This is a genomic window from Burkholderia sp. MSMB1078WGS (genome assembly GCF_001528895.1).
In the GTDB taxonomy this organism is placed as follows: Bacteria; Pseudomonadota; Gammaproteobacteria; order Burkholderiales; family Burkholderiaceae; genus Burkholderia.
In genome coordinates, this window is record NZ_LPDI01000037.1 from 36,970 (window position 1) to 62,598 (window position 25,629).

A 25,629-nucleotide genomic window follows, 5' to 3' on the forward strand; every position below is an offset into this window, starting at 1 on the left:
GAAGGCGCCTGGAAAGTCATTCTCTAACGGTCCACGGAAGAGTGAGGAGGCGTGAACGGTGACTGCGATGTAGGGCCTCGCGAACAAGTTGAAAATGAAGAGGGATGCAGCCCCTGGCCTTTGCCATGGTGCTGGTTGCCTCGGAACCGCGGTCTCAGATCACTCCACTGACGACGAGCGATCGGGCCTGAACAACGGCCTCCAATGAGCGCTTACCATGCAAGGACATCGGAACGTCCGCCGTTGTAACGTCGTTATCGTGAGTGACCCGACCGAAACCCCGGTGTAGTCGAACAACAAGACCGTCATGGAAATGAAGTATCGAACGATCGTCCATGTGAAGGCCCGCGCGGCTTCGCAGTAACGTAAGAGGTATGGCGCGAAATGACCAATTGGGTATCGGCACCCCGCTATTCGCCCCTTCAGACACTTGAACCACAGCCTCACCGCCCCGACCCCGCCCACCACCGGAATCCGCGGCAACAGAAACGGATCGTCGGTCGCGCCTGCGCATCCGCGCCGGGTCGTCGTCGCATTGTCGTAACCGGCGGCGATGACCTGATCGCGCACGCGTGCGTCGAGATCGCCGTACGGATAACAGAACGATTCGACGCATTGGCCGCTCAGCATTTCGAGTTGCCGCTTCGATTCGGTCAACTGAAACGCCGAGACAGGTGCAGACACATGCGACAGCGCGACGTGATCGAGCGTATGCGAGCCGATTTCATGGCCGTGATCGCGCCACGCGAGCATGTCCGCGCACGTCATCAGCGGCGAGCACGCGGTCGGCGCACCCGCGTCCCAGTCGTTCGCGCCGCCGAACCGGCCGGCGACGAAATAGCAGGTCGCGGTGAACCCGAGCGCGTCCAGCACGGGCATCGCATGCGTCAGCACGTTGACAAAGCCGTCGTCGAACGAAATGCCGAAGACCTTGCCCTGCCGCTCCCCGCGCAGGTACGGCTGCAGTTCGCGCACGCTCAGGCCGCGGTAGCCGAGCCGCTTGAACAGCGTCATCTGGCGGCGGAATGCGTCGGGCGCGACGCTCAGGCTGCGCAGCCGGTCGGTCGGCGGCGGCAGCGGGCGGATCTGGTGATACATCAGGATCGGATAGCGTGGGGTGTGCGCAAGCATCGGGCGGATCGCAGGAAAGCGGGGTTACGCGGCCTTGCGGAAAATCCGCAGGGTCTTGAAGTCGCCGACCTCGGTGAAATCGGCACGAGCGGCCCACTGCGCGATGATCGGCTCGGCCTTCCGGTAGGCCGACGAGCCCTTGTAGAACAGCAAGTGGCCATTGGGCGCGGTATGACGTGCGAACAGGTCGAGCACCGCTTCGTCGGTCTTCGCGCCGTAGCGGCTGTTCGTTTCGTCGCGGAACTCGCACAGATGAAACAGCGTGACGGCGTCGAACGTCGGCAGCAGGCTCGAATTGCTCGTATAGATGTCGCCGAAATACGCGAGGTAGGTCTTGCTCACCTCGGGTTGCCGCGTGACGAGATCGACATACGACTTGTATTCCTTCGGCGACGCCGTCACGCCGAAGACGGTGTTGTTCAGATGCGGTCGCGCGCATTCGACGCCGACATGGTGGTGTCCGCCGGTACCGAAGTGATAGATGCGGATGCCCTTGAGGCGCACGGATTCCAGCCATTCGACGAAGTGCACGTCGCACGGACATTCCTGCGTGCGCAGGTCCCAGTACTTCTTCCAGATATTCATTGCCATTTCGTCGATCTCAAGGCGGTCAGCCAGCGGGACGGGTTGTGTCGAATCGATTTGTGATAGACGGACAAGGTCGCGTCGACGAACGCGTCGAACGAGAATTCGCGCTTGCCTTTCAGCCGCGCGCTGCGCCCCATCGCACGCACGCAGCCGGGTTCCTGCACGATTGCGCGCAGGATCGCTTCGATCGCCGCGGGCTCGCGCGGCGGGACGACCCAGCCGTCCACGCCCGGTTCGACGTTCTCGGGCAGCCCGCCCACGCGCGTCACGATTGCGGGACAGCCGAGCGACATCGCTTCGCGGCACGCATACGACAGGCTCTCGTGGTACGACAGCACGAACGACACGTCGATGATCGAGAACGGCACCCGCACATCGTCGAGCCGTCCGGTGAACGCGGTGCGCGACGCCATGCCGTGCCGCGCGAGTTGCTCGCGCTGCTCGCCGGACGGCTCCGCGCCGACCAGCAGCACGCGAAACCGCTCGCGTTCGGTTTCGGGCAGGCGGCCGAGCGCGGCGATCAGGTCCATCCAGCCTTTTTCGGGCGCGGTGCCGGCGCTGCTGCCCAGCACGATCGCATCCGCGCCGGCCGCGCCGAACAGCGCGATCTTGCGGCGGCGGATCTCGTCGGCCGCGAGTCGTTCGGCAGCCGGCCGGCGTACACCGTGCTTGACGACCGTGACGTTGCCGTACGGCGAGCGCAGCGCGAGCATGCTCGCGACGTAGTCGCTGACCGCGATCGTATGGTCGGTCGCCAGCCGCGCGCGCAACTGGTTGCCGAAGCTGTCGGCGCGATAGGTGTTGTGCTTGGTCAGCACGACCGCGGGCCGATACCTGCACGCGAGCAGCGCCAGCATCACCTGCCGGTGATCGGCGGACCCGTTCACGTGGATCACGTCAAAGCGCTCCGCGACGATCAATCGATGCAGCCGCAGGATCTCCCGGCACAGCCGGTTCCAGCGCGGCTTGAATTCCATGTCGAAGATGCGCACGTCGGGGCTGGCCTTCAACAGTCTCGACAGGCGGCTGCCTTGCGGCGACGCCACGGTCACGCGGTGATGGCGGCTCATCGCGACGGCGAGATCGCGAACGTAGGTGTCCTGGCCGCCACCATAATCGCCGTGGAAGTTGGTGTACAGAATGTTCATCACGATGCGGCTGTTTCTCCGACCTTCATTTAAAAGGATTACTGATGAAATGAAGGACTCGACCTGATGGAACGGAAGCAATGACGCGAACGCGATGCCGCGTCTCCGGCTCGAGATTGCGTGTCGACGTCAAGACATGGCGGCAACGCGAATCATTTCCAAATATTACAGATCGTTTACGTGGCGTAGTGTCGAGGTCTGCGCATCTTTGTGCGAATGTGTCGCGATTGCTGGATCGTGTCGCCTGGTGCGTGACGATCTCTTGCGATCGCGACCGGCACGATGATCCCGACCGGCCCTTCCCCGCAACGTGAAATTCCCGGCATCCGGCCGCGCGGAAAGCTGGCCGGACCGCGACACAAGCCCTTTCGCGGCGACACCAGGACGCAAATCAACCGATGTCGCTTTCAGATTTGAAAGCCGGCGCACCATTTGCGTTAGAATGCCCCCCCTGTTCGCCTTGGCGACCGCCCGAAGCGGACAGGTCGCCCGCATGGCGACACGGGTTTCGATTCGCAGCCGGACGCGAATGATTGGCCAGCCGTTGGCAACACATGCTTTGTAATTTGGATCACTAATGAAAAAGAAGCACAACATTACCAAGTACATCGTTGTCGCGATGATTCTTGGTATCGCCGTGGGTTACGCTTGCCATAGCGCGTTTCCTGACCCGAAGATGGCGAAGGAGGTCGCCGGTTACGTGTCGTTGCTGTCCGATGTGTTCCTGCGCCTGATCAAGATGATCATCGCGCCGCTGGTATTCGCGACGCTGACCGTCGGCATCGCGCAGATGGGCGACGGCAGCGCGGTGGGCCGCGTGGGCGTCAAGGCGTTCGGCTGGTTCTTCATCGCGTCGTTCACGTCGCTGCTGCTCGGCCTGCTGACCGCGACGCTCCTGCAGCCGGGCAGCCACCTGAGCCTGCCGCTGCCGCCGTCCGATGCGGCGCTCAACCTGAAGACGGGCGCGTTCACGCTGAAGGATTTCGTGGTGCATCTGGTGCCGAAGTCGATCGCCGAGGCGATGGCGAACAACGAAATCCTGCAGATCGTCGTGTTCTCGATCTTCTTCGGCACCGCGCTGTCCGCGCTCGGCGAAGCGGGCAAGCGCCTGACCGCCGTGATCGACGATCTCGCGCAGGTGATGCTGAAGGTGACGGGTGCGGTGATGGGGTTCGCGCCGGTCGCGGTGTTCGCGGCGCTGGCGTCGACGATCACGACCGAAGGGCTCGGCATCCTGCTCACGTTCGCGAAGTTCATGGCGAGCTTCTATCTGGCGCTCGCGCTGCTGTGGGCCGTGCTGACGCTGGCCGGCGTGACGTTCCTCGGCAAGCGTGCGTTCACGCTGCTGCGGCTGATCCGCGAGCCGTTCCTGCTGTCGTTCGCGACGGCCAGCTCCGAGGCCGCGTATCCGAAGCTGCTGGACGCGCTCGACCGCTTCGGCGTGAACCGCAAGATCTCGAGCTTCGTGCTGCCGATCGGCTATTCGTTCAACCTCGACGGCTCGATGATGTACTGCACGTTCGCGGTGCTGTTCATCGCGCAGGTGTACGGCATCCATCTGCCGCTCGGCACGCAGATCACGATGCTGCTGATGCTGATGGTGACGTCGAAGGGGATGGCGGGCGTGCCGCGCGCGTCGCTGGTCGTGATCGCGGCGACGCTCAACCAGTTCAACCTGCCCGAAGCCGGATTGCTGCTGATCATGGGCGTCGACATGTTCCTCGACATGGGGCGCTCGGCCACCAACGCCGTCGGCAATTCGATCGCGGCGGCGGTGGTCGCGAAGTGGGAAGGGCAGCTTGGCGAGCCGCGCGACGACGCGGATTCGGATGGCGACGCCGGGCTCGAGCAGGCGCAAGTGCGGGAGACGGCGACGTCCGCATGATGTCCTCGCCTGGCAACTGATGTGAGCCGGCCGGGATTCGACATGGATTCCGGCCGGCGCGCGACACGCTCCGCCGGTCATTCCCTCGACCGCATCCGGCGATTTACCCGATTCGCCGAATCAACGCTCCGCTATATCCGTCTTCGCCATATCGATACGTCGCACCTGACTCAGCGGCGTTATTCCCGAAGGCAAAAAGCCGATTTTCCCGATATCGAACCTGACCGTAAGTGAACATTCACTGCATCGGCGACACACGCCTGTTCGGGCGGTCCGCAATTTTTTTCGATTTATATGAAGTTATGCTCGGCGTGGCCGAGTGGCGAATGCGCGCCCCGATGTAATACCGACCGGGCCGGATGATTCAGCGGAAGTATTTACGCGTGACCGGTTTTCAAGCCATCCGGCCGTCCCTTCATGTGCATGACGCCACCATTCAGGAGAGCATCCGCCATGGTCGCCCGAAAACCGATTCAGGCCGCGCTGCTCGCCGCCGCGATTGCCACGATCGCGCCGGCCGGATACGCGGGCAATACCACCGACTGGATCGCCAATACCTACGGCACGCTCGCCGCCCACGTCGGCAACGTCGCACGTTCGATGTGGGTCGCGCCCGAAGGCGTGATCTACACGGCGTCGATGTGGGACGAGGATGAAGGCGGCGTCGCGATCTACCAGAACGGTAAGAGCATCGGCTCGATCGGCGCGCATTCGGAATTCCAGGGCAGCGCGATCACCGGCAACGCGACGTCGCTGTTCGTTGCGCTGCAGCCCGGCAAGACATACGGCAGCGGCGCGGTGGGGCGCTACAACCGCGCGACGAAGTATCGCGACCGCGTGATCCAGATCAGCGCGGCGACCAACCAGCCGCGTATCGATGTCGTCACCGGGCTCGCGACGGCCGGCTCGCTGCTCTATGCGAGCGACTTCTACGGCAATCGGGTGCGCGTGTTCACCACCGATGGCGTTTGGCAGCGGGACATCGGCGTGTCGGCGCCGGGTGCGCTCGCGGTGGACGGCGCAGGCAACGTGTGGGTCGCGCAGAAGAATGCGGGCTCGATCGTCGGCTTCAGCCCGGCCGGCGCGCTCCTGAATACGATCCGGATGCCGGCCGGCTCGCACCCGTCGGCGCTGTATGTCGATGCGGCGGCCGGGCAACTGCTGGTGGGCGACGAAGGCCCCGACCAGAACATCAAGCGTTATTCGATCTCGGGCCGGCCCGCGCTGGCCGGCACGTTCGGCGTACGCGGCGGCTATCTCGACACGACGACGGGCATCAAGGGGCAGGTCGGCCCGCAACGCTTCACGCGCATCGTCGGTATCGGCAAGGACAGCGGCGGCAACCTCTATGTGCTCAACAACCCGTGGGGCGGCAGCTGGGATCTCGGCCGCAACGGCGCGACCGACATTCATGCGTACGGCAGCAGCGGCAACCTGCGCTGGACGCTGCAGTCGCTGAACTTCGAAGGCATCGCCGCGCCGGACCCGGTCACGGACGGCGCGCTGTTCTACGGCAGCACGCACGTATACAGCGGCAGCGCGGGCGGCAAGTTCGTCGCGAACACCGTCGATCCGTTCACGTATCCGTCGGACCCGCGCATCAACATGAGCGATACGCAGCGCGACGAACACTTCGGATTGCTCACGTCGGTCGGCGCGAACCGGATCCTCGTCGCGGCCGGCCAGAATCCGCCGATCTTCTACTTCTATCACTTCGACGCGGCGAACGGTTACATCGCGATTCCGGACGGCTCGATTCCGGGCCCGGCGTTCAACACGACGCAGCGCGTGACGGGCGGCTTCAGCCTCGACAGCCAGGGCGGCGTATGGGCCGGCCTCGACAAGACCGGCGCGATCACGCATTACCCGCTGACCGGCTTCGACGCGAACGGCAAGCCGTCGTGGGGGCCGGGCGTCGCGACCCGCATTCCGGCCAGCATCCAGCCGCTCACGCGCATCGTCTATCTCGCGGACAGCGACACGATGGTGCTCGCGCAGGGCGCGCTCGGCAGCAACGACTGGACGTCGATCGGCACGCGCATCGAGGTGTATCACGGCTGGCGCGCGGGCAATACGACGAAGCCGGACCCGGTGATCACGCTGCCGCACAGCGGCGCGAAGTCGATCGACGCGGCGGGCAACCACCTGTTCGTCGGCTACTGGTTCAGCAGCAGCGGGCCGCTGTGGCCGAACGTCGACGCGTTCAATCTGACCACCGGCAATCTCGATACGACGCTGGTCAACACGAGCCCCGCGACCGTCGACACCAGCAGCGCGATCGATGCGATGTACAGCATCCGGGCATACCGTCGGTCCAACGGCGAGTACGTGGTGATGAAGAACAACGTGAAGGGGAACAGCATCACCGTGTATCGGTGGACGCCTTGACGGGCTGAACGTGCGGCCGCGTCGAGCGGCGGCCGTACACGCGCGAAGTCGCGAATAGATCGACTTTCTTGCGGGATTGTTGCGCAATGCGCATGCAATCGACGGTGCGCGCGATGCGCGCCGCGCCGCGTCGGCCGGCTCAACCTCCCGACGCACCAATGCGGTTCCGTGCACAATGACGGCGGCACCCGCGGATGCTGCGCGGGCGTGTCCGATGAACGGGCGCGGCGGCTGCCTGCCGCGCTTCTTATGCTCGAAGCGACAACCCGATGAAAATGAAAACGACACCGTACCGCCTGTTGACGATCGTCGCGCTGGCCGGCGCACTGGGCGGCCCTGCTCATGCACAGACGGCGGCGACCGTCGCGACCGTCAACGGCACGCCGATCACGCAGACCGACGTCGATACGCTGCTGCGCGCGTCCGGGCAGCCCGATTCGCCGCAGATCCGTCAGGCGATCAAGAACCAGTTGATCACGCGCGTGCTGGTTCAGCAGGCGGCCGAAAAGGCGAACTACGCGGACAAGCCCGAGGTCAAGGCGGCGATGCAGCAGGCGAAGGTGACGGCCGAGGTGCAACTGTACCTGCGCGACAACGTGAAGCCGGAACCGGTGACCGACGAGCAGGTCAAGGCCCGCTACGACGAGCTCGTCGCCGCGCTCGGCAAGAATGAATACAAGCCGCGCGTGATTGTCGTCAAGGATCCGGTCGCGGCGGCGACCGTGCTGAGCGAGCTGAAAGCGGGCAAGTCGTTCGACGGGCTGGCGCGCCAGTACAGCATGGCGCCGAGCCGGGATACCGGCGGCGAGCTGCCGTGGGTGAGCTTCAACACGCCGGCGGCGGAAGGCAGGACGGCCGGGTTGCCGCTGCCGGTCGCGCAGGCGCTCGAGAAATTGACGGTCGGCGCGGTGACGAAGGATTCGATTCCGGTCGATGGCGTGCGGGCGATCGTGAAGCTGGATGCGAAGCGGCCGACGCAGGTGCCGGGTTTCGAAACCGTGAAGCCGACGCTTCGGCAGCAGTTGCAGGCGATCGCGGCCGAGAAGGCGAGTGCGCAGATGATCGGCAATCTGCTGAAGGACGCGAAGATCACGCAATAATGCGACGGCGTCGAAGCACGGGGCGTCACGCGCGCCAGATCATGTTCGCGCTCGTGTCGGTTTCCGATGCGACGCGAAAGCCGAGTCGCTCGTAGAGCCGCCGTGCCGGGTTGCCGTGCAGCACGCTGAGCGATACCGGCACGCGCGCATGCGTGGCGTCGGTCAGCAGCGCGTGCAGTACGGCTTCGCCGATTCCCTGCCGCTGGCGCGCGGGATGGATCTGATGGACGTGCCATTCGCCGGCCGCGCGCGTCACCTTCAGCAGGCCGATGGCGTCGGCGCCTTCGCAGACGATCGCGATCCTGCGGCTCGCGGCGAGTTCGATCAGTCGTACTCGACACGGGATGCGGAGGCCGGATATTGCCGGGCCATGTCCTCCAGGCAGTTGCGCATCAGCTTCGCATCGCGGGGAAAGTGGCGCTCGAATTCCGACCAGCCTTTCAGCCGAAGAACGAGCGGCATATCGACCAGCGCGGTAATGGCGTCCCAGAACGCATTCCAGTTTCGTCCATACCAATCCGGGAAATTCAACATCTTCATCAGTCGTACGTGCAACTGTTCGGTCGATCCGATATCGCCGAGTTCGATTTCTACCCTTTCGTCGCGCGCCATCACATTCTCCGACAGGCAGGTCGCGAAGTATTCATTTCCTGCTCCGCACGAAGCATGACGGCGCGCGCTTCCGGCCGCCGCGCAATCCGCTCCCGGACCTCCGGCGTCGCGAGGCACGTGGCCACGGCTTCATACCCCGGCGCGCCCGGGTAAGGCGCCACGCGCGCAGGCGGGCTGTGATTGGCCGGGCACAACAGGATGGTTTCGTCGGGGCCGACCGCTGACAGATCGAGGATCGCCGTCGAGCGGGTCAGCAGGAACAGCGGCCGCATGCCGGCGGCTGCGCATTCGCGCAGATGCGCGATCAATGCCAGTTGCGTGGCGCGGTCGAGGCCTTGTTCGATCATGTCGACGATCCGCACGCGCGGGCTTTCCGCTTCGAGGCTGACGAGCAGTGCGGTCAGCGCCGCCGACGGCGTCGCGCCGTTGCCGGCGAGCACTGCCGACGTGCGGTCGACGCGCGACTTCAGTTCCGGATCGGCGCGCAATGCGTCGGATGCCGCGGCGCAATCGTCGTCCAGCCGATCGAGGCCGACGAACACGGCGCCGGGCAACGCATCGGCCAGCCGAAGCGCGAGCCGCGTCTTGCCGCTCCCCAGCGAACCGATGATGTAGTTCAACGGCCGGATATCGCGACACTCGAACCGTTCGCCGCCCCACGGCCACGGCAGGCTGAACGCGACCCCCGCGTCCGTTTCGCCGAGCAGCCGCGTCAGGTCGCCATCGGCCGGCATTCGGCCGCGCGTGAGGCCGGCGCGCATCGCGCGCACGCCGTCGAGCTTGCTCACGAGCGCCCGAATCCCGTGATCGAGCGCCGCTTCGTGAGCAGCCAGCGCGGCATCGAGATGGCGCGCGTCGCCGTCGAGGACGCTCGCCACTTGCGCGAGCCCGAGGCCGAGCTTGCGCAGCGCCGCGATGTCGGCGGCACGCGCGAGGTCTTCCGGGCCGTACGTGCGGTATCCGGCCGGCGTGCGTGCCGGCGTGACGAGGCCCTGCCGCTCGTACAGCCGCAGCGCCTTGATCGAGACGCCGAGCCGCGCGGCGGCGGCCGATGCGTTCAAACGGGGTGTGTCCGTACCCATCCGTCACCTCCTTGCCGTCGATTCGTTGCGCTCAGCATAAAGGCGATCCCAAGGGCCGGGTCAAGCGTGCCTGACCGATAAAACGCTCCGAACGGCGAAGCGGTACGTCGCCCGAGCGTTCAGTCGGCGTCCTTGAACTCGTCCCGCAGCGCGCGATACAACCGCCGATAGCGCGCGAGTCGCCCCGTCAGCAGATCGGCCGACGCGGCATCGGGCACGACCGTCTCCGCGACGGGCGGCGCGACACAGACTTCCTCCAGCGTGTCGCCCGTCGCCGCGAGACGCGCAAGCCGCGCCGCGCCGAGCGCCGCACCGACCGCACCGTCCGCATGGCGCTGCATCGCGAGCCCGGTCGCATTCGCGCACAGCCGCGCCCAGAACGCGCTCTTCGAGCCGCCGCCGATGAACGACACCGCGTCGAGCGTCGTGCCGGCCGCGCGCAGCGCGTCGTAGCCGTCGGCCATCGCGAACGCGACGCCTTCCATCACCGCATACGCGAGATCGTCGGCATCGTGTTCGTTCGACAGCCCGAAGAACACGCCGCGCGCATGCGCGTCGTTGTGCGGCGTGCGTTCGCCGCCGAGATACGGCAGGAACAGCGGCGCGCGAGCCGGATCGGCGCGTTCGGCGCGCGCCGCCAGCGCGCCGGCGGTCGTGCCCTGCGCGCGCGCGAGCCAGTCGAGGCTCGCGGCGGCCGACAGGATCACGCTCATCTGGTGCCAGCGCCCGTCGACGCAGTGACAGAACGCGTGCACGGCGGCGTCCGGGTTCGGCGCGAAGCGGTCGTTGCCGGCGAACAGCACGCCCGACGTGCCGAGCGACAGGAAGCCGCTGCCGGCGCCCGTGACGCCCATGCCGATCGCGGACGCCGCGTTGTCGCCGGCGCCGCCGGCGATCGTCACGGGTCCGGCGATGCCCCAATCGCGCCGCAAGGCGTCGCGCAACTGCGCGGCGGCCGCGTTGCCTTCGACGAGGCGCGGCATTTGCGCGCGCGACAGGTCGGTCGCGGCGAGCATCCGGTCGGACCAGTCGCGGCGCGCACAGTCGAGCCACAGCGTGCCCGACGCGTCGGACAGGTCGGACACGAATTCGCCGGACAGGCGCCAGATCAGGTAGTCCTTCGGCAGCAGCACCTTGTGCACCGCACGAAACACCGCCGGCTCGTATTTCGCGAGCCAGAGCAGCTTCGGCGCGGTGAAGCCGGGCATCGCCATGTTGCCGGTGATCGCGCGCGATTCCGGCACCAGCGCCTCGAGCTCGACGCATTCGGTGCCGGCGCGCGTGTCGTTCCACAGGATCGCGGGGCGCAGCACCTGGTCCGCGCGGTCGATCAGCGTCGCGCCGTGCATCTGGCCGGACAGCGCGATGCCGCGCAGCGCGGCGAAGCCGGCCGGGTGCGCGGCGCGCACCGACGCGATCGCGTCGAGCATCGCGTGCCACCACGCTTGCGGGCTTTGTTCGGACCAGTGCGGATGCGGCCGGCTGATCGACAGCGTGGCCGAGCCGGTCGCGAGGGGGACCGATCGGGAATCGGTGAGGAGAACCTTGACCTCGGACGTGCCGAGATCGATGCCGAGATATGTCACGTATGAAGCGTCCTGTCTGGGGCGCGCGGCGGCGCGCGTCGCGGGGGCGGCGCGTCGTCGCGGCCGTGCGGTTCGTTGAGCCGGTGCAGCGCGCGGAACTTCGACGGCGGCACCTGCTTCATCGCGAGAAACTGACGGTTGAAGTTCGACAGGTTGTTGAAGCCAACCCGGTAGCAGATGTCGGTCACCGTCAGGTCGGAAAACATCAGCAGCTCGCAGGCCTCGTTGATGCGCAGCCGGTTCAGGTAGCGCACGAACGACGAGCCGGTGTGACGCCGGAAAAACCGCGTGAAAGTGCTGACGCTCATGCCGGCGAACGCGGCGACGTCGGTTTCGCGCAGCATGCCGGGCAGGTTCTGCTGCAGGTACGACAGCACCTGGTTGATGGTCGACGACATGTAGTGCTGCGCGTCGCTGCGGTAGCCGGGCCCCGCGAGCACGCGCCGCTCGCGGCACGACGACAGCCGGTCGAACAGCGACATCAGGATCTCGACGCGGCGGCAGCCGTGCGCGTTCGCGAGTTCGAGCATCAGCGGCGCGACCTCGATGCCCACGCGGTCGGGAAACTGCACGCCGCGCGCCGCGTCGTCGATCAGGTCGATCACCGGCTGCAATTCGCTGAACGCGCCGACCATCTTCTCGATCGCATCGCGCGAGAACTGCAGCACGACGTCGCGCGACGGCACGCGTTCGCCGTCGGCGAGCTCGCTGACCCAGTTGTGCGGCAGATTCGGCCCGGTGACGATCAGGTTGCCGGGGCCGAAATCGCCGATGTGGTCGCCGACGAATACCTTGCCGCGCGACGCCTGGATCAGGTGAATCTCGTACTCGGGATGAAAGTGCCACTTCGCGACCGAATGTGGATAGTCGTGGACCCACGCGCGGAACGATTCGTCGCGGTGGGTGGGAACGATCTCGAGATCCGGGTTCATCGTATGCTCCGTCGGGGCATGCCGGCGTGCTACGAACGGGACATCGACCAGCCCGTCGCGGCAGGCGGCGTGGCGCGCGTCGCGGCCGCCGGCGCCGCCGCGTGCGCGATCGGGTTCGCCTCCGGCAGCGCGACGTTGCGCTCGGTGCCGGCGTCGAACAGATGCAGGGCTTCTTCGTCGAAGCGCAACGCTACCACGGCGCCCGGCGCCGGAGCCATCGGGGCCGGCACGAGGGTCGCACACGGCTGGCCGTGCCAGTCCAGCGTGACGAGCGCCTCGGCGCCGAGCAATTCGACGAGTTCGACCGTGCCGGTCAGCGTGAGCGCGCCCGGGGTCGGATCGCATTCGGCGACGAGCCGCAGGTGGTTCGGGCGAATCGCGGCCTTCACCTGCTGGCCGTCCTGCAGCCGCGCGAAGCGTGAGGACACGAGCGGCCAGCGCGTGCCGTTGCAGTCGAGCAGCACGTTCGTGCCGACGCGGGCGATCGTGCCGTCCGCGAAGTTCATCGCGGGCGTGCCGACGAACCCGGCCGCGAACACGGTGTGCGGCTGGCCGTACAGCTCGGCCGGCGTGCCGATCTGCTCGATGCGGCCGCCGCGCATCAGCACGACGCGGTCGGCGAGCGTCATCGCTTCGAGCTGGTCGTGCGTGACGTACAGCGTGGTCGTCTTCAACTGCCGATGCAGCCGCTTGATGTCGCCGCGCAACTGCGTGCGCAGCTTCGCGTCGAGATTCGACAACGGCTCGTCGAACAGGAACACGTCGGGCGTCTTGATCATCGCGCGCGCGATCGCCGCGCGCTGCTGCTGGCCGCCCGACATTGCGCGCGGACGGCGCTCGAGCAGCGCGTCGAGGCTCAGGATGCGCGCGACCTCGCGCACGCGGCGGTCGATCTCGTCGGCCGGCACCTTCAGGCGCCGCAGGCCGAACGCGATGTTGTCGTACACCGTCATGTGCGGATACAGCGCGTAGTTCTGGAACACCATCGCGACATTGCGCTCGCGCGGCGGCAGGTCGTTGACGACTGCGTCGCCGATCGCGAGCTCGCCGCCGGTGATCGCCTCGAGGCCCGCGATCATCCGCAACATCGTCGACTTGCCGCAGCCGGACGGGCCGAGCAGCACGATGAATTCGCCGTCGGCGATCTCGAGGTCGAGCGGATGCAGCACGGCGGGGCCACCGTCGTAGTGCTTCGACAAAGCCTTGCAGGTGATCTGGGCCATGGCTCAATCCATTTCGATCTGAATCTTGACGTCGCGCGGGTGCCCGCTCGCCGCTTCCTCGAACGCGCGCACGCCTTCGGAAAACGGGAACGTGCGCGAGATGAACGGCTTCACGTCGATCGCGCCGGACGCGATCAGCGCGAGCGCGCGCGGGAAGATGTTCGCGTAGCGGAACACCGATTCGATGCGGCCTTCCTTCGCCTGCAGCGCGACCACGTCGAGCGGCACCGGCGCGACCGGCATCCCGATCAGCACCGCGCAGCCGCCCGGGCACATCAGATCGACGAGGCCCGCATACGCGTTCGTGCTGCCGCTTGCCTCGAACACGACGTCCGCGCCCCAGCCGCCCGATGCGCCGGCCACCGCGTCGGCGAGCGGCTGCGTGCGCACGTCGACGGTCGTGACGGCCGGGTTGCCGGCGAACAGCGCGAGCTTGTCCGGCACGACGTCGGCGAGGATCACGCGCGCGGCGCCGCCGGCAAGTGCGGCGAGCGCCGTCATCGCGCCGATCGTGCCGGCGCCGATCACGACCGCGAGGTCGCCCGGCTTCATCGCCGCCTTCTTCGCGGCCTGCAGGCCGATCGACAGCGGCTCGACGATCGCGCCTTCGGCGAACGACACGTTGTCGGGCAGCCGGTACGTGAACGCGGCCGGATGCACGACGAACGGCGTCAGGCAGCCGTGGATCGGCGGCGTCGCCCAGAAGCGCACGTCGGGATCGAGGTTGTACAGCCCGCGCAGCGTCGCGGGCGAATCGAGGCGCGGCACGCCGGGCTCCATGCACACGCGGTCGCCGACGCGCAGGTGCGTGACGCCGGCGCCGATCTCGACGACGGTGCCGGACGCTTCGTGACCGAGCACCATCGGCGCATCGACGCGGAACGGGCCGATTCCGCCGTGAACGTAGTAATGCACGTCGCTGCCGCAGACGCCGACCGTATGAACCTTGATCCGGACGTCGCCGGGGCCGACCTCTTGCGGCAGGTCGATGTCGCGCAGCGCGAGCTCGCGCGTGCGTTCGAGTACGAGCGCTTTCAACGTGTTCTCCTCATTTTCCCTTGACGATCGAATTGAGCAGCCGGCTCAGCATGCCGACGAATACGAGCGGCGGCAGCGCGAGCAGCACCGTCGACGCGTTGATCACGCCCCACGGCACTTCCTGACCGAGCGACGTGAACGCGGACGCGACCACCGGCAGCGTCGCGCTGCGCGACGACGTGAGCGCGAGCGCGATCATCAGTTCGTTCCACACCAGCACGAAGCTGAACACGATCCCGCCGAGCAGCGTGCTCGCGCACACCGGCAGCGCGATGTGCCAGAACACCGCGTACGGGCCGTAGCCGTCGAGCGCGGCGGCTTCCTCGATCTCGCGCGGCAGCCGGCGAAATACGGGAATCGACAGCCACGTGATGGTCGACAGCGTGACCAGCAGATACGTGACGATCATCGACAGCTTCGTGTCGTACAGCCCGAGATCGACCCAGATCGCGATCAGCGGCAGCGCGACCGCGACGGGCGGCAAAAAGCGCAGCGACAGCAGGAAGAACTGGATGTCGCGCTTGCCGCGCACCGGGTAGCGTGCGATCGCGTACGCGGCCGGCACGCCGAGCACCGCGCCGATCAGCACGGCCGCGCCGACGATCGCGATGCTGTTGCCGAGCCCGATCAATACTTCGGGGCTCGACAGCACCTGTTCGTAGTTCGCGAGCGTCGGCGTGAAGAAGAAGCGCGGCGTCGGCGTGACGATGTCGAGCAGGTGCTTGAGCGAATTGAGCACGGCCCAGAACAGCGGGAACGCGGCGACGATCAGGATCGCGCCGGCGATCGCGACGGTGGACACGGTGGCGGCGGAGCCGCGGCGAACCATTCGGCGAGCCGTCAGTCGTCCCATTTGTTGACCCTCTTCCAGATGAGCGTGAAGACGAGCGTGGTCGCGACCATCATCAGCACGGCCATGCCCGACGCATACGACACCTTGCCGGCGAGGCCGATGCCCTGCTGGTACGCGTAGAGATCGAGCGTTTCGGTCGCGATGCCGGGGCCGCCCTTGGTCATCACGTAGATCAGGTCGAACGAGCGCAGCGATTCGACCATCTTGATGAACACGAGGCTCACGAGCGGCGCCTTCAGCATCGGCAGCGCGATGTACGCATGCACCTGCCACGTCGTCGCGTAGTCGAGCCGCGCGGCTTCGAGCGGCTCGGGCGGCAGCGTCTCCAGCAGCTTCAGGATCACGACCGCGAAGAACAGCCCCCACTGCCATACGTCGACGAGCGCGACCGCATACAGCGCAAGATGCGGATCGGCGAGGAACGCGGTGTGCTCGACGCCGAGCGTGCCGAGCAGCCAGCTCAGGATCCCGGTGAGCGGCGCGTACATGAACTTCCAGATGAACGCGGCCGACACGCGCGGCAGCAGCACCGGCATGATCAGCACCAGCGACGCGAAGCGGCGCCAGCGACCGTGCACGCGCTCGAACAGGAACACCGCGAGCGCGATGCCGACCAGCACCGCGCCGGCGACCGTGACGACTTCCCACAGCACCGACACTTCGATCGCGTTCAGGAAGCGCCGGTCCGACGCGAGCCGGACGAAATTGCGCAGGCCCACGTATTCGCTGTCCGGGTAGCGCAGCACGCGGTTGCGCAACGCGAGGTTGATCGCGGCGATCGTCGGGACGAGGCTCAGGACCGCGAGCAGCGTGAGCGTCGGCGCGAGGAACACCCACGGCAGGCTCGTGCGGTCGCGGCGCGCGCTGGCGCGCCGGGCCGAAGGCTGGGAAGGGGCCGGGCGGACGCCGAGCGCGCGTCCGCCGGCGCCGTCATTTGCGAGCGACATGTTCGAGCGCGTCCTTCGCGTACTGGTCCGCGTCGTCGAGCGTGCCGCGGATGTCCGTCTGCGTGCCGGTGAACACCTGTTCGAGCGCGATGCCGAGGTTGTCGCCGATATCCGGCCACTGCGGCGTACGCCAGATCGTCACCTGCGTGACGGGGTTGGTGTCGTTCAGCCCGGCCTGAATCTGCGGCGCGACGTGCTGCTTGAAGTACGGACTGCCGATCGTGCTCGTGCGGTTGTAGTCGCTGAATACGCCGTTGCGCAGCCGTGCCTGCTCCTGGTCCTTGCTGGTCGCCCACGCGATGAAGCGGCCGGCGGCCATGCGCGTGCAGTCGTCCTTCGCGCCGACGGCCGAGATCGCGAAGCCGTGGCCGTACGCGGCCGACGGTAGCGGCGCGGGCGGCCGCGTGTAGCCGACCTTGCCGGCCACGCTCGACTTGCTCGCATCTTCCATCCAGTCCGCGAACGGCGTCGATTCGATCATGAACGCGACCTTGCCGGAGCGGAACGCTTCGAGCGCGTTGCTCCAGTCGTAGGTGGCGGCGCCCGGCGGCGCGTACTTGAACAGGTCGCCGTAGAGCTGCGTGGCCTTCACGGCGGCCGGCGAATTGAACGCGGGCTGGCCGCTCTTGTCGGTCCACGCGCCGCCCATGCCGAGCATGAACGGCGACCAGCGCCACACGTTCATCCCCGAGCCGCGCTGGCCGCGCGCGACCCAGCCGTACAGCTTCGGCGGCGCGTTGAGCTTCTTGATCGCGGCGACGAGCTGGTCGAGCGTCTTCGGCACGGGGATGTGCGCGGCGTCGAGCAGATCGCGGCGGTAGAACAGGAAGTCGCCGCCGCCGATCAGCGGCGCGAAGTACGCGACGCCGTTGTAGCTCGCGACCGCGCGGCGGCCGGGCAGGAAGTCGTCGTAGTCGTATTCCTTCGGGTAGTACTTGAGGAGCGGCACGATCCAGTTGGCCGACGCGAATTCGGCGACGTTCGCCTCGTCGACGTAGTAGATCTGGTACGAACCCGCGCCGGTCGACGCGTCGAGCCGCGATTTCGCGCGGCGGTCGTTCTCGCCGAAATAGCTGATCTCGACCTTCGTGCCGCTCTTCTTCTCGTAGTCGGCCAGCGATTTCTCCATCACCGACAAGCCGAGGCTCTTCTGCGCGAGCACCCGAAGGGTCGGCACCTTGCAGACCTGCGCGGTCGCGACGCCCGGCAGACAGGCGCCGAGCAGCACGCCGGCTGCGACGATTCGCATCTTGTTCACCCGTGTCTCCTTGATTCTGCTTGTTCGAATGCCGCCGATGACGGCAGGGACAATGGTGTGACGCGGGCGATGCGATCACCACATCAAAAAAGTTCGCGAACCGATACTTTTTGCTCAGGGTCGGTCGTGCGATGCACAAAATGTGGTGGTCGGGGCGGGCGCGGCGCTCCACCGATGGGGCGGCACGGAGGAAATGCGGCGTTACCCGCGCGCCGGACGCTGCGCTGCATCGTCGAGCGCGATCCGGTACACGCGCAGCGCGTTGTCATGCCAGATCGCGCGGCGCGCGGGGCAGTCGAGGTGCGCGATCGCGCCGGCGAACGTGCGCAGCAGCGCGGGATAGGACACGCGCAGCCCGGCCACCGGGAAATTGCTGGCGAACAGGCAGCGCCGCCAGCCGAAGATCGCGATCGTGTCGCGGATGATTCGCGCGTTGTCCGCGTCGTTCCACACGGCATCGCGCAAGCCGAGTTCGGAAATCTTCACGACCACGCGCGGCAATGCGGCAAGCGCTTCCATGCCGCGGCGCCAGCGCGCGACCCCGGCTTCGGAACGATCCCACGGCAGCCCCGCGTGTTCGAGCACGACGTCGACTTCGGGCGCATCGGCCAGCATCGCGGCCGCGTCGCCGAGATGCCAGAACGGCACGCGCAGATCCCAGCTCAGGCCGTGCGCGGCGAGACGTTCGAGCGCCGCCGGCCAGCGCGGATCGTGCAGAGCGCCCGGTTCGTCGATCGATGCATCGGGCGCTGCCGCGGTGCGCGGCTTGAAACGGACGCCGCGCACGCGCGGCCATGCGGCCTGTTCGGCGAGCCGTTCGTCCGCATCGCCCGCCAGCAGATCGACCCACGCGACGAGCGCCGACGGCAGCGCGTGCGCGGCCGCGACCTCGTGCAGCCAGCGCGTTTCCGCGAGCGCCTCATCGCGCGCACGTTCGGCTTCGACGTGCACGCTGGCGACGAGCGGTGCACACTGCGCCGTGCGCCGGAAATCGTCGACGCCGAAGTTGCGGCACAGCGCCGCGTAGTCGCCGAACATGAAGCGCGCCGGGTCGTAGTGCGTCTGCAGCCACGGGTAGTGCGCGCCCGCATCGAGTCGCCACAGATGATGATGCGCGTCGACGAGCGCGTCGGGCATGCCGTCGGGCGGCGCTTCGTCGCGCATGTCAGAGCGCGCCGGCGAGCACGTACGACGCATCGGGCTCGCGCAGCGTCGGCAGCGCACCGACGAAGTGCCATGCGTCGAGGTCGAGTTCGCGCACGTGGTCGTCCTGGAACGATACGTATGCGACGCGCCGCGACGGATGAAACGACAGCGCGGTCGGGTTCGCGGGCAGCGCGATGCGCTCGATCTCCTCGAGCTGCCGCGCATCGAATACCGAGATCGACTGCTCGCCCGAATTGGTCAACAGCAGCAGGTCGCGACCGTCGGGCGCGCTCGCCCGGTAGATGCGGTTCGGATCGCTGCGGGTTTTGACGCGACGGCGGCAGGTCATCGTTTCGGTGTCGATCTCGACCAGCGTGTCGTCGCCGCGATTCGCGACGAACAGCGTGCGCTCGTCGCTCGACAGTGCATTGCCTTCGGGGCGCGGGCCGGGCATCACCGCGCGCGGCGCGACCGTCGCGTCGCGCGGATGGAATTGCGTGACCGTGTTCGACAGCAGATGCACGCCGTACGCGCGGCTCGCGTCGCGCGTGAGCGTCACGAGGTGCGTTTTCACGCCGCCGGACGGCACGGCCATGTTCGGTACCGGCTGCCGGGTCGGCTCGTCGAATACGAGCAGCATGTCGTGCGCCTCGCTCATCGCGTACAGCCGGCCGTCGCGGTCGCTCGCCATCCCGTGCGGCCGGTAGTACGGCCACAGGTCGAGCATGCGCGTGTGCGTGCGCTCGACGAGATCGATCTCGGCGATCCGGTGATCGCCTTCATGGCCGCGCGACCATGCGGTCTCGATCCCGAAAATGCCGACGTACGCGTAGCGGTCGTTCACGTCGACGGTGAACTCGTGCGGAAAGTTCGGCAACACGATGTGCTTGAGCGCGGCTTTGGTTTCGAGATCGTAGAAGCTGAAGGTGTGGGCGCATTTCTGCACCAGCAACAGGATGTCGTTCATGGTGTGTCTCCGTTGTTTCGTTCGCGTGCCCGCCGTGTGTCGGCGCGCGCGTCAGTCTTCGCAGCGGCGGGGCAGCGTCAACGCGAGCAAGCCTGCCACGGCCAGCGTGACGGCGAGGCTGTACACGCCGGCCGCCGCGCTCACGTGCTGCGTCAGCACGCCGACCGCATACGGGCCGCAGAAGCCGCCGAGGTTGCCGAGCGCGTTGATCAGGCCGCGTGCACTGCCGGCCGCCTCGACGCTGCAGAGCTTCGGCGGAATCGCCCAGAACACGCCGGCCGCCGCCTGCAGGAAGAAGCCGCAGCCGATCAGGAACGCGAACGACACGACCATCGACGCATGCGTGAGCACCGACAGCGCGAGGCACGCGGCGAAGCCGACGAGCGGCAGCAGCACGAACAGCCGCCGCTTGCCGGTCCGGTCGGACCAATACGACGTGACGAGCATCCCGATCACCATCGCGACGTACGGCAGCATCGCGAGCACGCCGATCCTGCCCATCCCGCTGTGCGTGAGGTTTTTCAGCAGGGTCGGCAGCCACATCGTATAGCCGTAGATACCGGCCTGATAGCAGAAGTTGATCGCGATGAGCAGCCAGATCGTCGGGTGGCGCAGCAGCGCGCCGAACGAGGCGGCAGCCGGCGTGCCGGCCGCGCGCTTGCGTTCCTGCTCGTCGCGCAGCGCGTCGAGGATGTACGCCTTCTCGCGCGGCGACACCCAGCGTGCGGTCTGCGGACCGTCGTCGGCGAACAGCATCCACACGACCAGGCACAGCAGCGACAGCGCGCCCGCGCTGAAGAACAGGTGATGCCAGTCGTACGCGGCGAGAATGAAGCCGGACAGCGGCGCGGTGATCATGCCGGCGAGCGGCACGAACAGGATGACCATCGCATTCGCGCGGCCGCGTTCGCGATCGGGAAACCAGTGGCTGACCATCGTCAGCACGACGGGCAGCATCCCGCCCTCGGCCACGCCGAGCAGGAAGCGTAGCGTCAACAGTTGCCACGTATGGGTGACGAGCCCGGTCAGTGCCGACAGCACGGCCCAGCTCACGAGCGACCACGCGATGAAGGTCTTGCCGCTGCCGAGCGCCGCATGCCGGCCGCCGGGAATCTGCAGGAACAGGTAGCCGAAGAAGAAGATGCCGCCGGCGAGACCGGCCATCGTCGCGTTCATGCCGAGATCGGCGTTCATTCCGCCCGGCATCGCGAACGCGATGTTCACGCGGTCCATGTAGGAAATGATGCAGGCGAGCAGCAGCGGCGGGATCACGCGCAGCCAGCGGCGGCGCGGAATGGCTTCGCCGGCTTCGTATGCCGGGGTCGCGGGGTTCAGCAGATTCATGGTGTCTCCGTCCATCCGATGAGCGGCGGCGGCTTTCTGTCGGGCCGCTGTCACGCCGATGCGCAACGCACGCGCGTTGCGGGTGAAAAAACGATGTCTAGCGCCCCCAGCGCAGTACGAGCGGGTCGAGCCGCCGCGCCGTGTCGAGCAGGCCGGCACGTACCTGCGGATGCAGCTCGGGCCACGGCGCGCGCGGCCGGTCGCACGCGATCACGCCGCCTTCCTTCATCAGCGCCTTCGCGGTGAGGAAGCCCGACTGGCGGTTCTCGTAGTTGATCAGCGGCAGCCAGCGCGCGTATTCGTCGTACGCGTCGTCGCGACGCCCGGCGAAATACGCGTCGGTGATCCGGCGAATCCCGTCCGGATAGCCGCCGCCCGTCATCGCGCCGGTCGCGCCGGCATCGAGGTCGGCGAGCAACGTGATGCCTTCCTCGCCGTCCCACGGCCCTTCGATCGCGTCGCCGCCGAGCGCGATCAGCTCGCGCAGCTTCGACGCGGCGCCGGCGGTCTCGATCTTGAAGTACGACACCGCGTCGATCTCGCGCGCGAGCGCCGCGAGCAGAGACGCGGGCAGTGCGACGCCACTGGCCGGTGCGTCCTGGATCATCAGCGGAATGGCGAGGCCGTCGGCGATTTCGCGGAAGTACGCGCGGATCTGCGCGTCGGAGACGCGGAACGTCGCGCCGTGGTACGGCGGCATCGCCATCACCATCGCGGCGCCGAGCGCCTGGGCGTGCCGGTTGCGTTGCGCGCAGATCCGCGCGCTGAAGTGCGACGTCGTGACGATCACCGGCACGCGGGCCGCGACGTGCTCGAGCGTGGTGCGCGTGAGCAGATCGCGTTCGTCGTCGCCGAGCGCGAACTGCTCGGAATAGTTCGCGTGGATGCAAAGGCCGTGCGAGCCGGCATCGATCATGAAATCGATGCAGCGGCGCTGGCCGTCGAGATCGAGCGCGCCGTGCGCGTCGAAAATCGTCGGCACGACGGGAAAGACGCCCTGGTAGCGTGTGCTCATGGCCGGCCTCACTCGACGATGTCGAACTGGTCGAGGAATTCGGTCTTCAACGTGAGGCCGAGGCCCGGCACGTCGTCGCGCAGTTGCAGGAAGCCGTTCTCGGCCACCGGCTCGCCGTCGAAGATGTAATAGAACAGCTCGTTGCCGACCTCGACGTCGAACATCGGGAAGTACTCGCTCATCGGCGACGCGAGCGTGCTCATCGTCAGATGGTAGTTGTGCATCTGGCCCGCGTGCGGAATCACCGGCACGCTGTACGCCTCGCACAGCGCGTTGATCTTGTGCGCCATCGTGATCCCGCCGACGCGGTTCGTGTCGTACTGGACGACCGACACGGCCTTGCGGTCGAGCAACTGCTTGAAGCCGTACAGCGTGAATTCGTGCTCGCCGCCGGAGATCGGGATGGTCGTGAGCCGGTTCAGTTCCGCGTAGCCGTCGATGTCGTCGGCGATCACCGGCTCTTCCAGCCAGCGCGGCTGGTACTTCTCCAGCTTCGGCAGGATGCGCTTCGCATACTCGAGGTTCCAGCCCATGTAGCACTCGAGCATCAGGTCGTTGTCGTAGCCGATCACCTCGCGGATCGCCGCGACCGACTTCAGGTTCTCGACCACGCCCTGCTGCCCGTGCGCGGGCCCGTAGCCGAAGCGCATCTTGAACGCGCGAAAGCCTTCCTTCAGGTACTGCTGCGCTTCCTCCTGCATTGCCCTCAGGTCGGTGCGGTAGAGCTTCGAGTAGTAGCACGGGATCCGTTCCTTGGTGCGGCCGCCGAGCAGCTTGAACACAGGCTTGCCGACGCTCTTGCCGAGGATGTCCCAGATCGCGATGTCGACCGCCGAGATCGCGGCCATGCCGATGCCCTTGCGGCCCCAGGCGTGCGTCGCGCGGTACATGCGCTGGCTCAGGTACTCGTAGTCCCACGGGTCCTGGCCGATCACGAGCGGCGCGAGGTACTGGTCGACGATCGCCTTCGCGACGTGCGGCGCGAGCGCGACGTTGCCGAGGCCGACGATGCCGTCGTCGGTTTCGACTTCGACGACCGTCCACGCATGGAAGCGGAACGTGCTCATTGTTTCCTGCGGCGCATACAGCAGGTCCATCGCGTTCGAGCAGAAGTTGCCTTGCGGCGGGACGGTCTTGCCTTTCCACTGGAATACGCGGGCGCGTACGGAGCGAATCTTCATGGTGGTGTCTCCGGAATCGATGTCGTCGGTGTAGAGGGCGTGCGAGCGTCACGCCGAAACGGTGGGCGAGCGCCGCGCGGCGCCCATTCGGCACGCGATCTGCAGCGCCTGCCAGGATGCGCCGACGTCGGCCGTGCCGCGGCCCGCGATGTCGTACGCGGTGCCGTGCGCGGGCGTCGTGATCGGCACGGGCAGCCCGCCCTGCACGGTCACGCCGCGCGAGAAGCCGAGCAGCTTGATCGCGATCTGCCCCTGGTCGTGATACATCGTGACGACCGCCTGGTAATCGCCGGCCTGTGCCTTCAGGAAGATCGTGTCGGCCGGGAACGGGCCGTGGAACGGCGCGTCGGTCGGCCAGTCGCGTGCCTGCAACCGGCGCACGGCCGGCTCGATGACGTCGACTTCCTCGCGGCCGCAACTGCCGCCGTCGCCGCCGTGCGGGTTGAACGCGGCGATCGCGACCTTCGGCGCGGCGACGCCGTTCGCGAGCAGCGACCGGTAGATCAGCTCCGACGCCTGTTCGATCCGTTCGATGCTCAGCTGGGCGGCCGCATCCTTGAGCGGAATGTGCGACGAGATCCGCGCCGTCCACAGTTCGCCAAGCGTGTTGAATTCGCAGAAGTAGCCGGTCACGCCGAGCGCTTCGGCGAAGTGGTGCAGTTCGTCGTCGTGACGCAGGCCGCCGAGCTTCATCGCGTACTTGTTCAGGGGTGCGAAGCAGATCGCATCGACGTCGCCGGCGCGCGCGGCGTCGAGGCAACGGTCGAGCACGGTCAGCGCCGAGCGGCCGCCGGCAGCGCCCGCCTCGCCGACCGTGACCAGCGCGGGATCGATCGTATCGACCGCGACGAACGCGGCGCGCTCGGTGGACGGCCGGCCGCGCACGGCGGCGAGCGACGCGACGGGTTCGACGTCGACCTCGACGCCGGCGACACGCTGGCCGGCTTCCCACAGCCAGCGATCGCCGATCAGTACGAGGTTCGCGCGGGCGGTCGCATCGGGGCGGGCGAGCAGTTTCGCGATCAGTTCGGCGCCGATGCCGGCGGGGTCGCCGAGCGTCAGCGCGACGACGGGCAGGGCGGCGTCGGTCGAGAGGGTGTGCATGCGGTGTCTCCGGTGGCGGCGCACGGCCGTTGGTCTATGGGGTTGATGCTAGGTAGACGGAATGAGTCGGTAAATTGAAAACTCTTGATGAATCGATAACCAGGAGTAATCGAAGATGGGCTCGATCGACCGACGAGATTCGACCCCGCAATTGCTGAACCGGCTGCGCATGCGCCAGATCGCGCTGCTGCTCGCCGTGGACGAATGCTCGACGCTGCGCGCGGCGGCCGAGCAGATGGGCCTTACGCAACCGGCCGCGACGAAGATGCTGGCCGAACTGGAGAGCGCGCTCGGCCAGCGGCTGTTCGATCGCATCGGGCGCGGGCTCGTGCTGAATCCGGCCGGCGAGCGCGTGCTCGGCTATTTCCGCGGCATCCGCGGCAGCATGGAGGCACTGAACCGCGAACTCGGCGAGCTGCAACTGGGCAGCGCGGGGCGGCTCGCGATCGGCAGCATCATGGCGGCGTCGCCGGGGCGGCTGACCGAGGCGCTGGTGCGGTTGAAGGCGCGTTATCCGCTGCTTGCGATCGACATCGCGGTGGATACGAGCGACCGGCTGATGCCGCAGCTTCGCGAAGGCGTGCTCGAAGTGGTGATCGGGCGCAACGTGGGGACCGACTGCGACTTCCGCGTGGTCGACGACGAGGCGCTCGCGATCATCGCGGGCCGCGACCATCCGCTCGCGGGCGCGGGGCCGGTCGAATTCGACGCGTTGCTCGAGTACGCGTGGATCCTGCAGCCGGCCGGCAGCCCGGCGCGCGAGGTCGTCGAGCGCGAATTCCGCGCGCGTCACCAGCCGATGCCGCGCGGGCTCGTCGAAACGGGCTCGATCCTGACCACGATGAACCTCGTCGACCGTTCGTCGATGCTCGGCGTGATTCCGCTGACGGTCGCGCAGCGCAACGCGGCGCACGGGCTCGTCGCGATCGTCGATTACACGCTGGAGCAGAAGCTGCCGTCGTACGGCAGCCTCGTGCGGCGCGACCGGCCGTTGAGCATCCCCGCCCGGCAGTTTCTCGCGCTGTTTCACCAGGACGCCGTGGGCGCGGACGGCGGCGCCTGATCCGGCGGTGCGCCGCCGCGTCGGTCACGTGTCGCGGA

21 protein-coding genes and 2 pseudogenes are annotated in these 25,629 nt (G+C 67.3%); 4 read left to right on the forward strand and 19 right to left on the reverse strand.

The window, feature by feature from the left end; genetic code table 11:
• Nucleotides 1-399: 399 nt before the first annotated feature.
• The 3 genes and pseudogenes from WT24_RS08105 to WT24_RS08115 all read right to left on the reverse strand — a co-directional run.
• Nucleotides 400-1,131 (reverse strand): annotated as a pseudogene (locus WT24_RS08105) (polysaccharide deacetylase family protein); the annotation flags it as partial.
• Between the two features lie 24 nt (nt 1,132-1,155).
• On the reverse strand, nt 1,156-1,716 hold the full coding sequence (locus WT24_RS08110; RefSeq protein WP_059503585.1) for a hypothetical protein: 561 nt from the start codon (nt 1,714-1,716) through the stop codon (nt 1,156-1,158).
• Nucleotides 1,713-2,867 (reverse strand): glycosyltransferase, encoded by a 1,155-nt coding sequence (locus WT24_RS08115; protein WP_060032489.1) that lies wholly within the window; start codon nt 2,865-2,867, stop codon nt 1,713-1,715. Before WT24_RS08115 ends, WT24_RS08110 begins: the two co-directional genes overlap by 4 nt.
• A gap of 577 nt (nt 2,868-3,444) precedes the next feature.
• Here WT24_RS08115 and WT24_RS08120 point away from each other — a divergent pair.
• The 3 genes from WT24_RS08120 to WT24_RS08130 all read left to right on the forward strand — a co-directional run bounded on the left by WT24_RS08120 (nt 3,445) and on the right by WT24_RS08130 (nt 8,240).
• A complete protein-coding gene (locus WT24_RS08120; RefSeq protein ID WP_059503589.1) occupies nt 3,445-4,752 on the forward strand; it encodes a dicarboxylate/amino acid:cation symporter in 1,308 nt (435 codons plus the stop codon).
• 453 nt (nt 4,753-5,205) lie between these two features.
• Entirely contained in the window at nt 5,206-7,140 is a 1,935-nt protein-coding gene (locus WT24_RS08125) for an SMP-30/gluconolactonase/LRE family protein (RefSeq protein WP_060032492.1), read from the forward strand.
• A gap of 269 nt (nt 7,141-7,409) precedes the next feature.
• Nucleotides 7,410-8,240 carry a peptidyl-prolyl cis-trans isomerase gene (locus WT24_RS08130; RefSeq protein WP_059793275.1) on the forward strand — a complete coding sequence of 277 codons (831 nt, stop codon included), beginning with the start codon at nt 7,410-7,412 and terminating at the stop codon, nt 8,238-8,240.
• Between the two features lie 25 nt (nt 8,241-8,265).
• Here WT24_RS08130 and WT24_RS08135 read toward each other — a convergent pair.
• From WT24_RS08135 to WT24_RS08210, 16 genes and pseudogenes are all read right to left on the reverse strand, one after another.
• Nucleotides 8,266-8,535, reverse strand: a pseudogene (locus tag WT24_RS08135) (GNAT family N-acetyltransferase); the annotation flags it as partial.
• Nucleotides 8,536-8,564: 29 nt separating this feature from the next.
• Nucleotides 8,565-8,852: a barstar family protein gene (locus WT24_RS08140; RefSeq protein ID WP_060032495.1), complete on the reverse strand. Its 288-nt coding sequence runs from the start codon at nt 8,850-8,852 to the stop codon at nt 8,565-8,567.
• Nucleotides 8,852-9,934, reverse strand: a complete 1,083-nt coding sequence (locus WT24_RS08145) for a MerR family transcriptional regulator (RefSeq protein ID WP_060032498.1) — start codon at nt 9,932-9,934, stop codon at nt 8,852-8,854. Before WT24_RS08145 ends, WT24_RS08140 begins: the two co-directional genes overlap by 1 nt.
• A gap of 119 nt (nt 9,935-10,053) precedes the next feature.
• Entirely contained in the window at nt 10,054-11,520 is a 1,467-nt protein-coding gene (gene xylB / locus WT24_RS08150) for a xylulokinase (RefSeq protein WP_060032501.1), read from the reverse strand.
• Nucleotides 11,517-12,452 (reverse strand): AraC family transcriptional regulator, encoded by a 936-nt coding sequence (locus WT24_RS08155; protein ID WP_034205746.1) that lies wholly within the window; start codon nt 12,450-12,452, stop codon nt 11,517-11,519. The genes xylB and WT24_RS08155 overlap by 4 nt, the downstream gene beginning before the upstream one ends.
• Before the next feature lie 29 nt (nt 12,453-12,481).
• Nucleotides 12,482-13,675 carry an ABC transporter ATP-binding protein gene (locus WT24_RS08160; protein WP_060032504.1) on the reverse strand — a complete coding sequence of 398 codons (1,194 nt, stop codon included), beginning with the start codon at nt 13,673-13,675 and terminating at the stop codon, nt 12,482-12,484.
• A 3-nt stretch (nt 13,676-13,678) separates the two neighbouring features.
• Complete coding sequence (locus tag WT24_RS08165) at nt 13,679-14,713, reverse strand: NAD(P)-dependent alcohol dehydrogenase (protein WP_060032506.1); 1,035 nt, start codon at nt 14,711-14,713, stop codon at nt 13,679-13,681.
• A 10-nt stretch (nt 14,714-14,723) separates the two neighbouring features.
• Nucleotides 14,724-15,566 carry a carbohydrate ABC transporter permease gene (locus WT24_RS08170; RefSeq protein WP_059503609.1) on the reverse strand — a complete coding sequence of 281 codons (843 nt, stop codon included), beginning with the start codon at nt 15,564-15,566 and terminating at the stop codon, nt 14,724-14,726.
• The gene (locus WT24_RS08175) at nt 15,554-16,513 is read right to left on the reverse strand and encodes a carbohydrate ABC transporter permease (protein WP_257127452.1); all 960 of its coding nucleotides are present in this window, start codon (nt 16,511-16,513) and stop codon (nt 15,554-15,556) included. Before WT24_RS08175 ends, WT24_RS08170 begins: the two co-directional genes overlap by 13 nt.
• A complete protein-coding gene (locus WT24_RS08180; RefSeq protein ID WP_373557132.1) occupies nt 16,497-17,762 on the reverse strand; it encodes a sugar ABC transporter substrate-binding protein in 1,266 nt (421 codons plus the stop codon). The genes WT24_RS08175 and WT24_RS08180 overlap by 17 nt, the downstream gene beginning before the upstream one ends.
• 210 nt (nt 17,763-17,972) lie before the next feature.
• Nucleotides 17,973-18,935, reverse strand: coding sequence for an amidohydrolase (locus WT24_RS08185; RefSeq protein WP_060032509.1), 963 nt, complete (start codon nt 18,933-18,935; stop codon nt 17,973-17,975).
• Nucleotide 18,936: 1 nt separating this feature from the next.
• The gene (locus WT24_RS08190; protein ID WP_060032512.1) at nt 18,937-19,884 is read right to left on the reverse strand and encodes a YncE family protein; all 948 of its coding nucleotides are present in this window, start codon (nt 19,882-19,884) and stop codon (nt 18,937-18,939) included.
• Nucleotides 19,885-19,935: 51 nt separating this feature from the next.
• Nucleotides 19,936-21,228: an MFS transporter gene (locus WT24_RS08195; protein ID WP_060032515.1), complete on the reverse strand. Its 1,293-nt coding sequence runs from the start codon at nt 21,226-21,228 to the stop codon at nt 19,936-19,938.
• A 97-nt stretch (nt 21,229-21,325) separates the two neighbouring features.
• Complete coding sequence (locus tag WT24_RS08200; protein WP_059792115.1) at nt 21,326-22,243, reverse strand: dihydrodipicolinate synthase family protein; 918 nt, start codon at nt 22,241-22,243, stop codon at nt 21,326-21,328.
• A gap of 8 nt (nt 22,244-22,251) precedes the next feature.
• Nucleotides 22,252-23,424, reverse strand: coding sequence for an L-rhamnonate dehydratase (locus tag WT24_RS08205; protein WP_059792118.1), 1,173 nt, complete (start codon nt 23,422-23,424; stop codon nt 22,252-22,254).
• A gap of 48 nt (nt 23,425-23,472) precedes the next feature.
• Nucleotides 23,473-24,528: a 4-hydroxythreonine-4-phosphate dehydrogenase PdxA gene (locus WT24_RS08210; protein ID WP_060032520.1), complete on the reverse strand. Its 1,056-nt coding sequence runs from the start codon at nt 24,526-24,528 to the stop codon at nt 23,473-23,475.
• Nucleotides 24,529-24,643: 115 nt separating this feature from the next.
• Here WT24_RS08210 and WT24_RS08215 point away from each other — a divergent pair, with 115 nt between their 5' ends.
• Nucleotides 24,644-25,591, forward strand: a complete 948-nt coding sequence (locus WT24_RS08215; protein WP_060032522.1) for a LysR family transcriptional regulator — start codon at nt 24,644-24,646, stop codon at nt 25,589-25,591.
• Nucleotides 25,592-25,629: the final 38 nt, after the last annotated feature.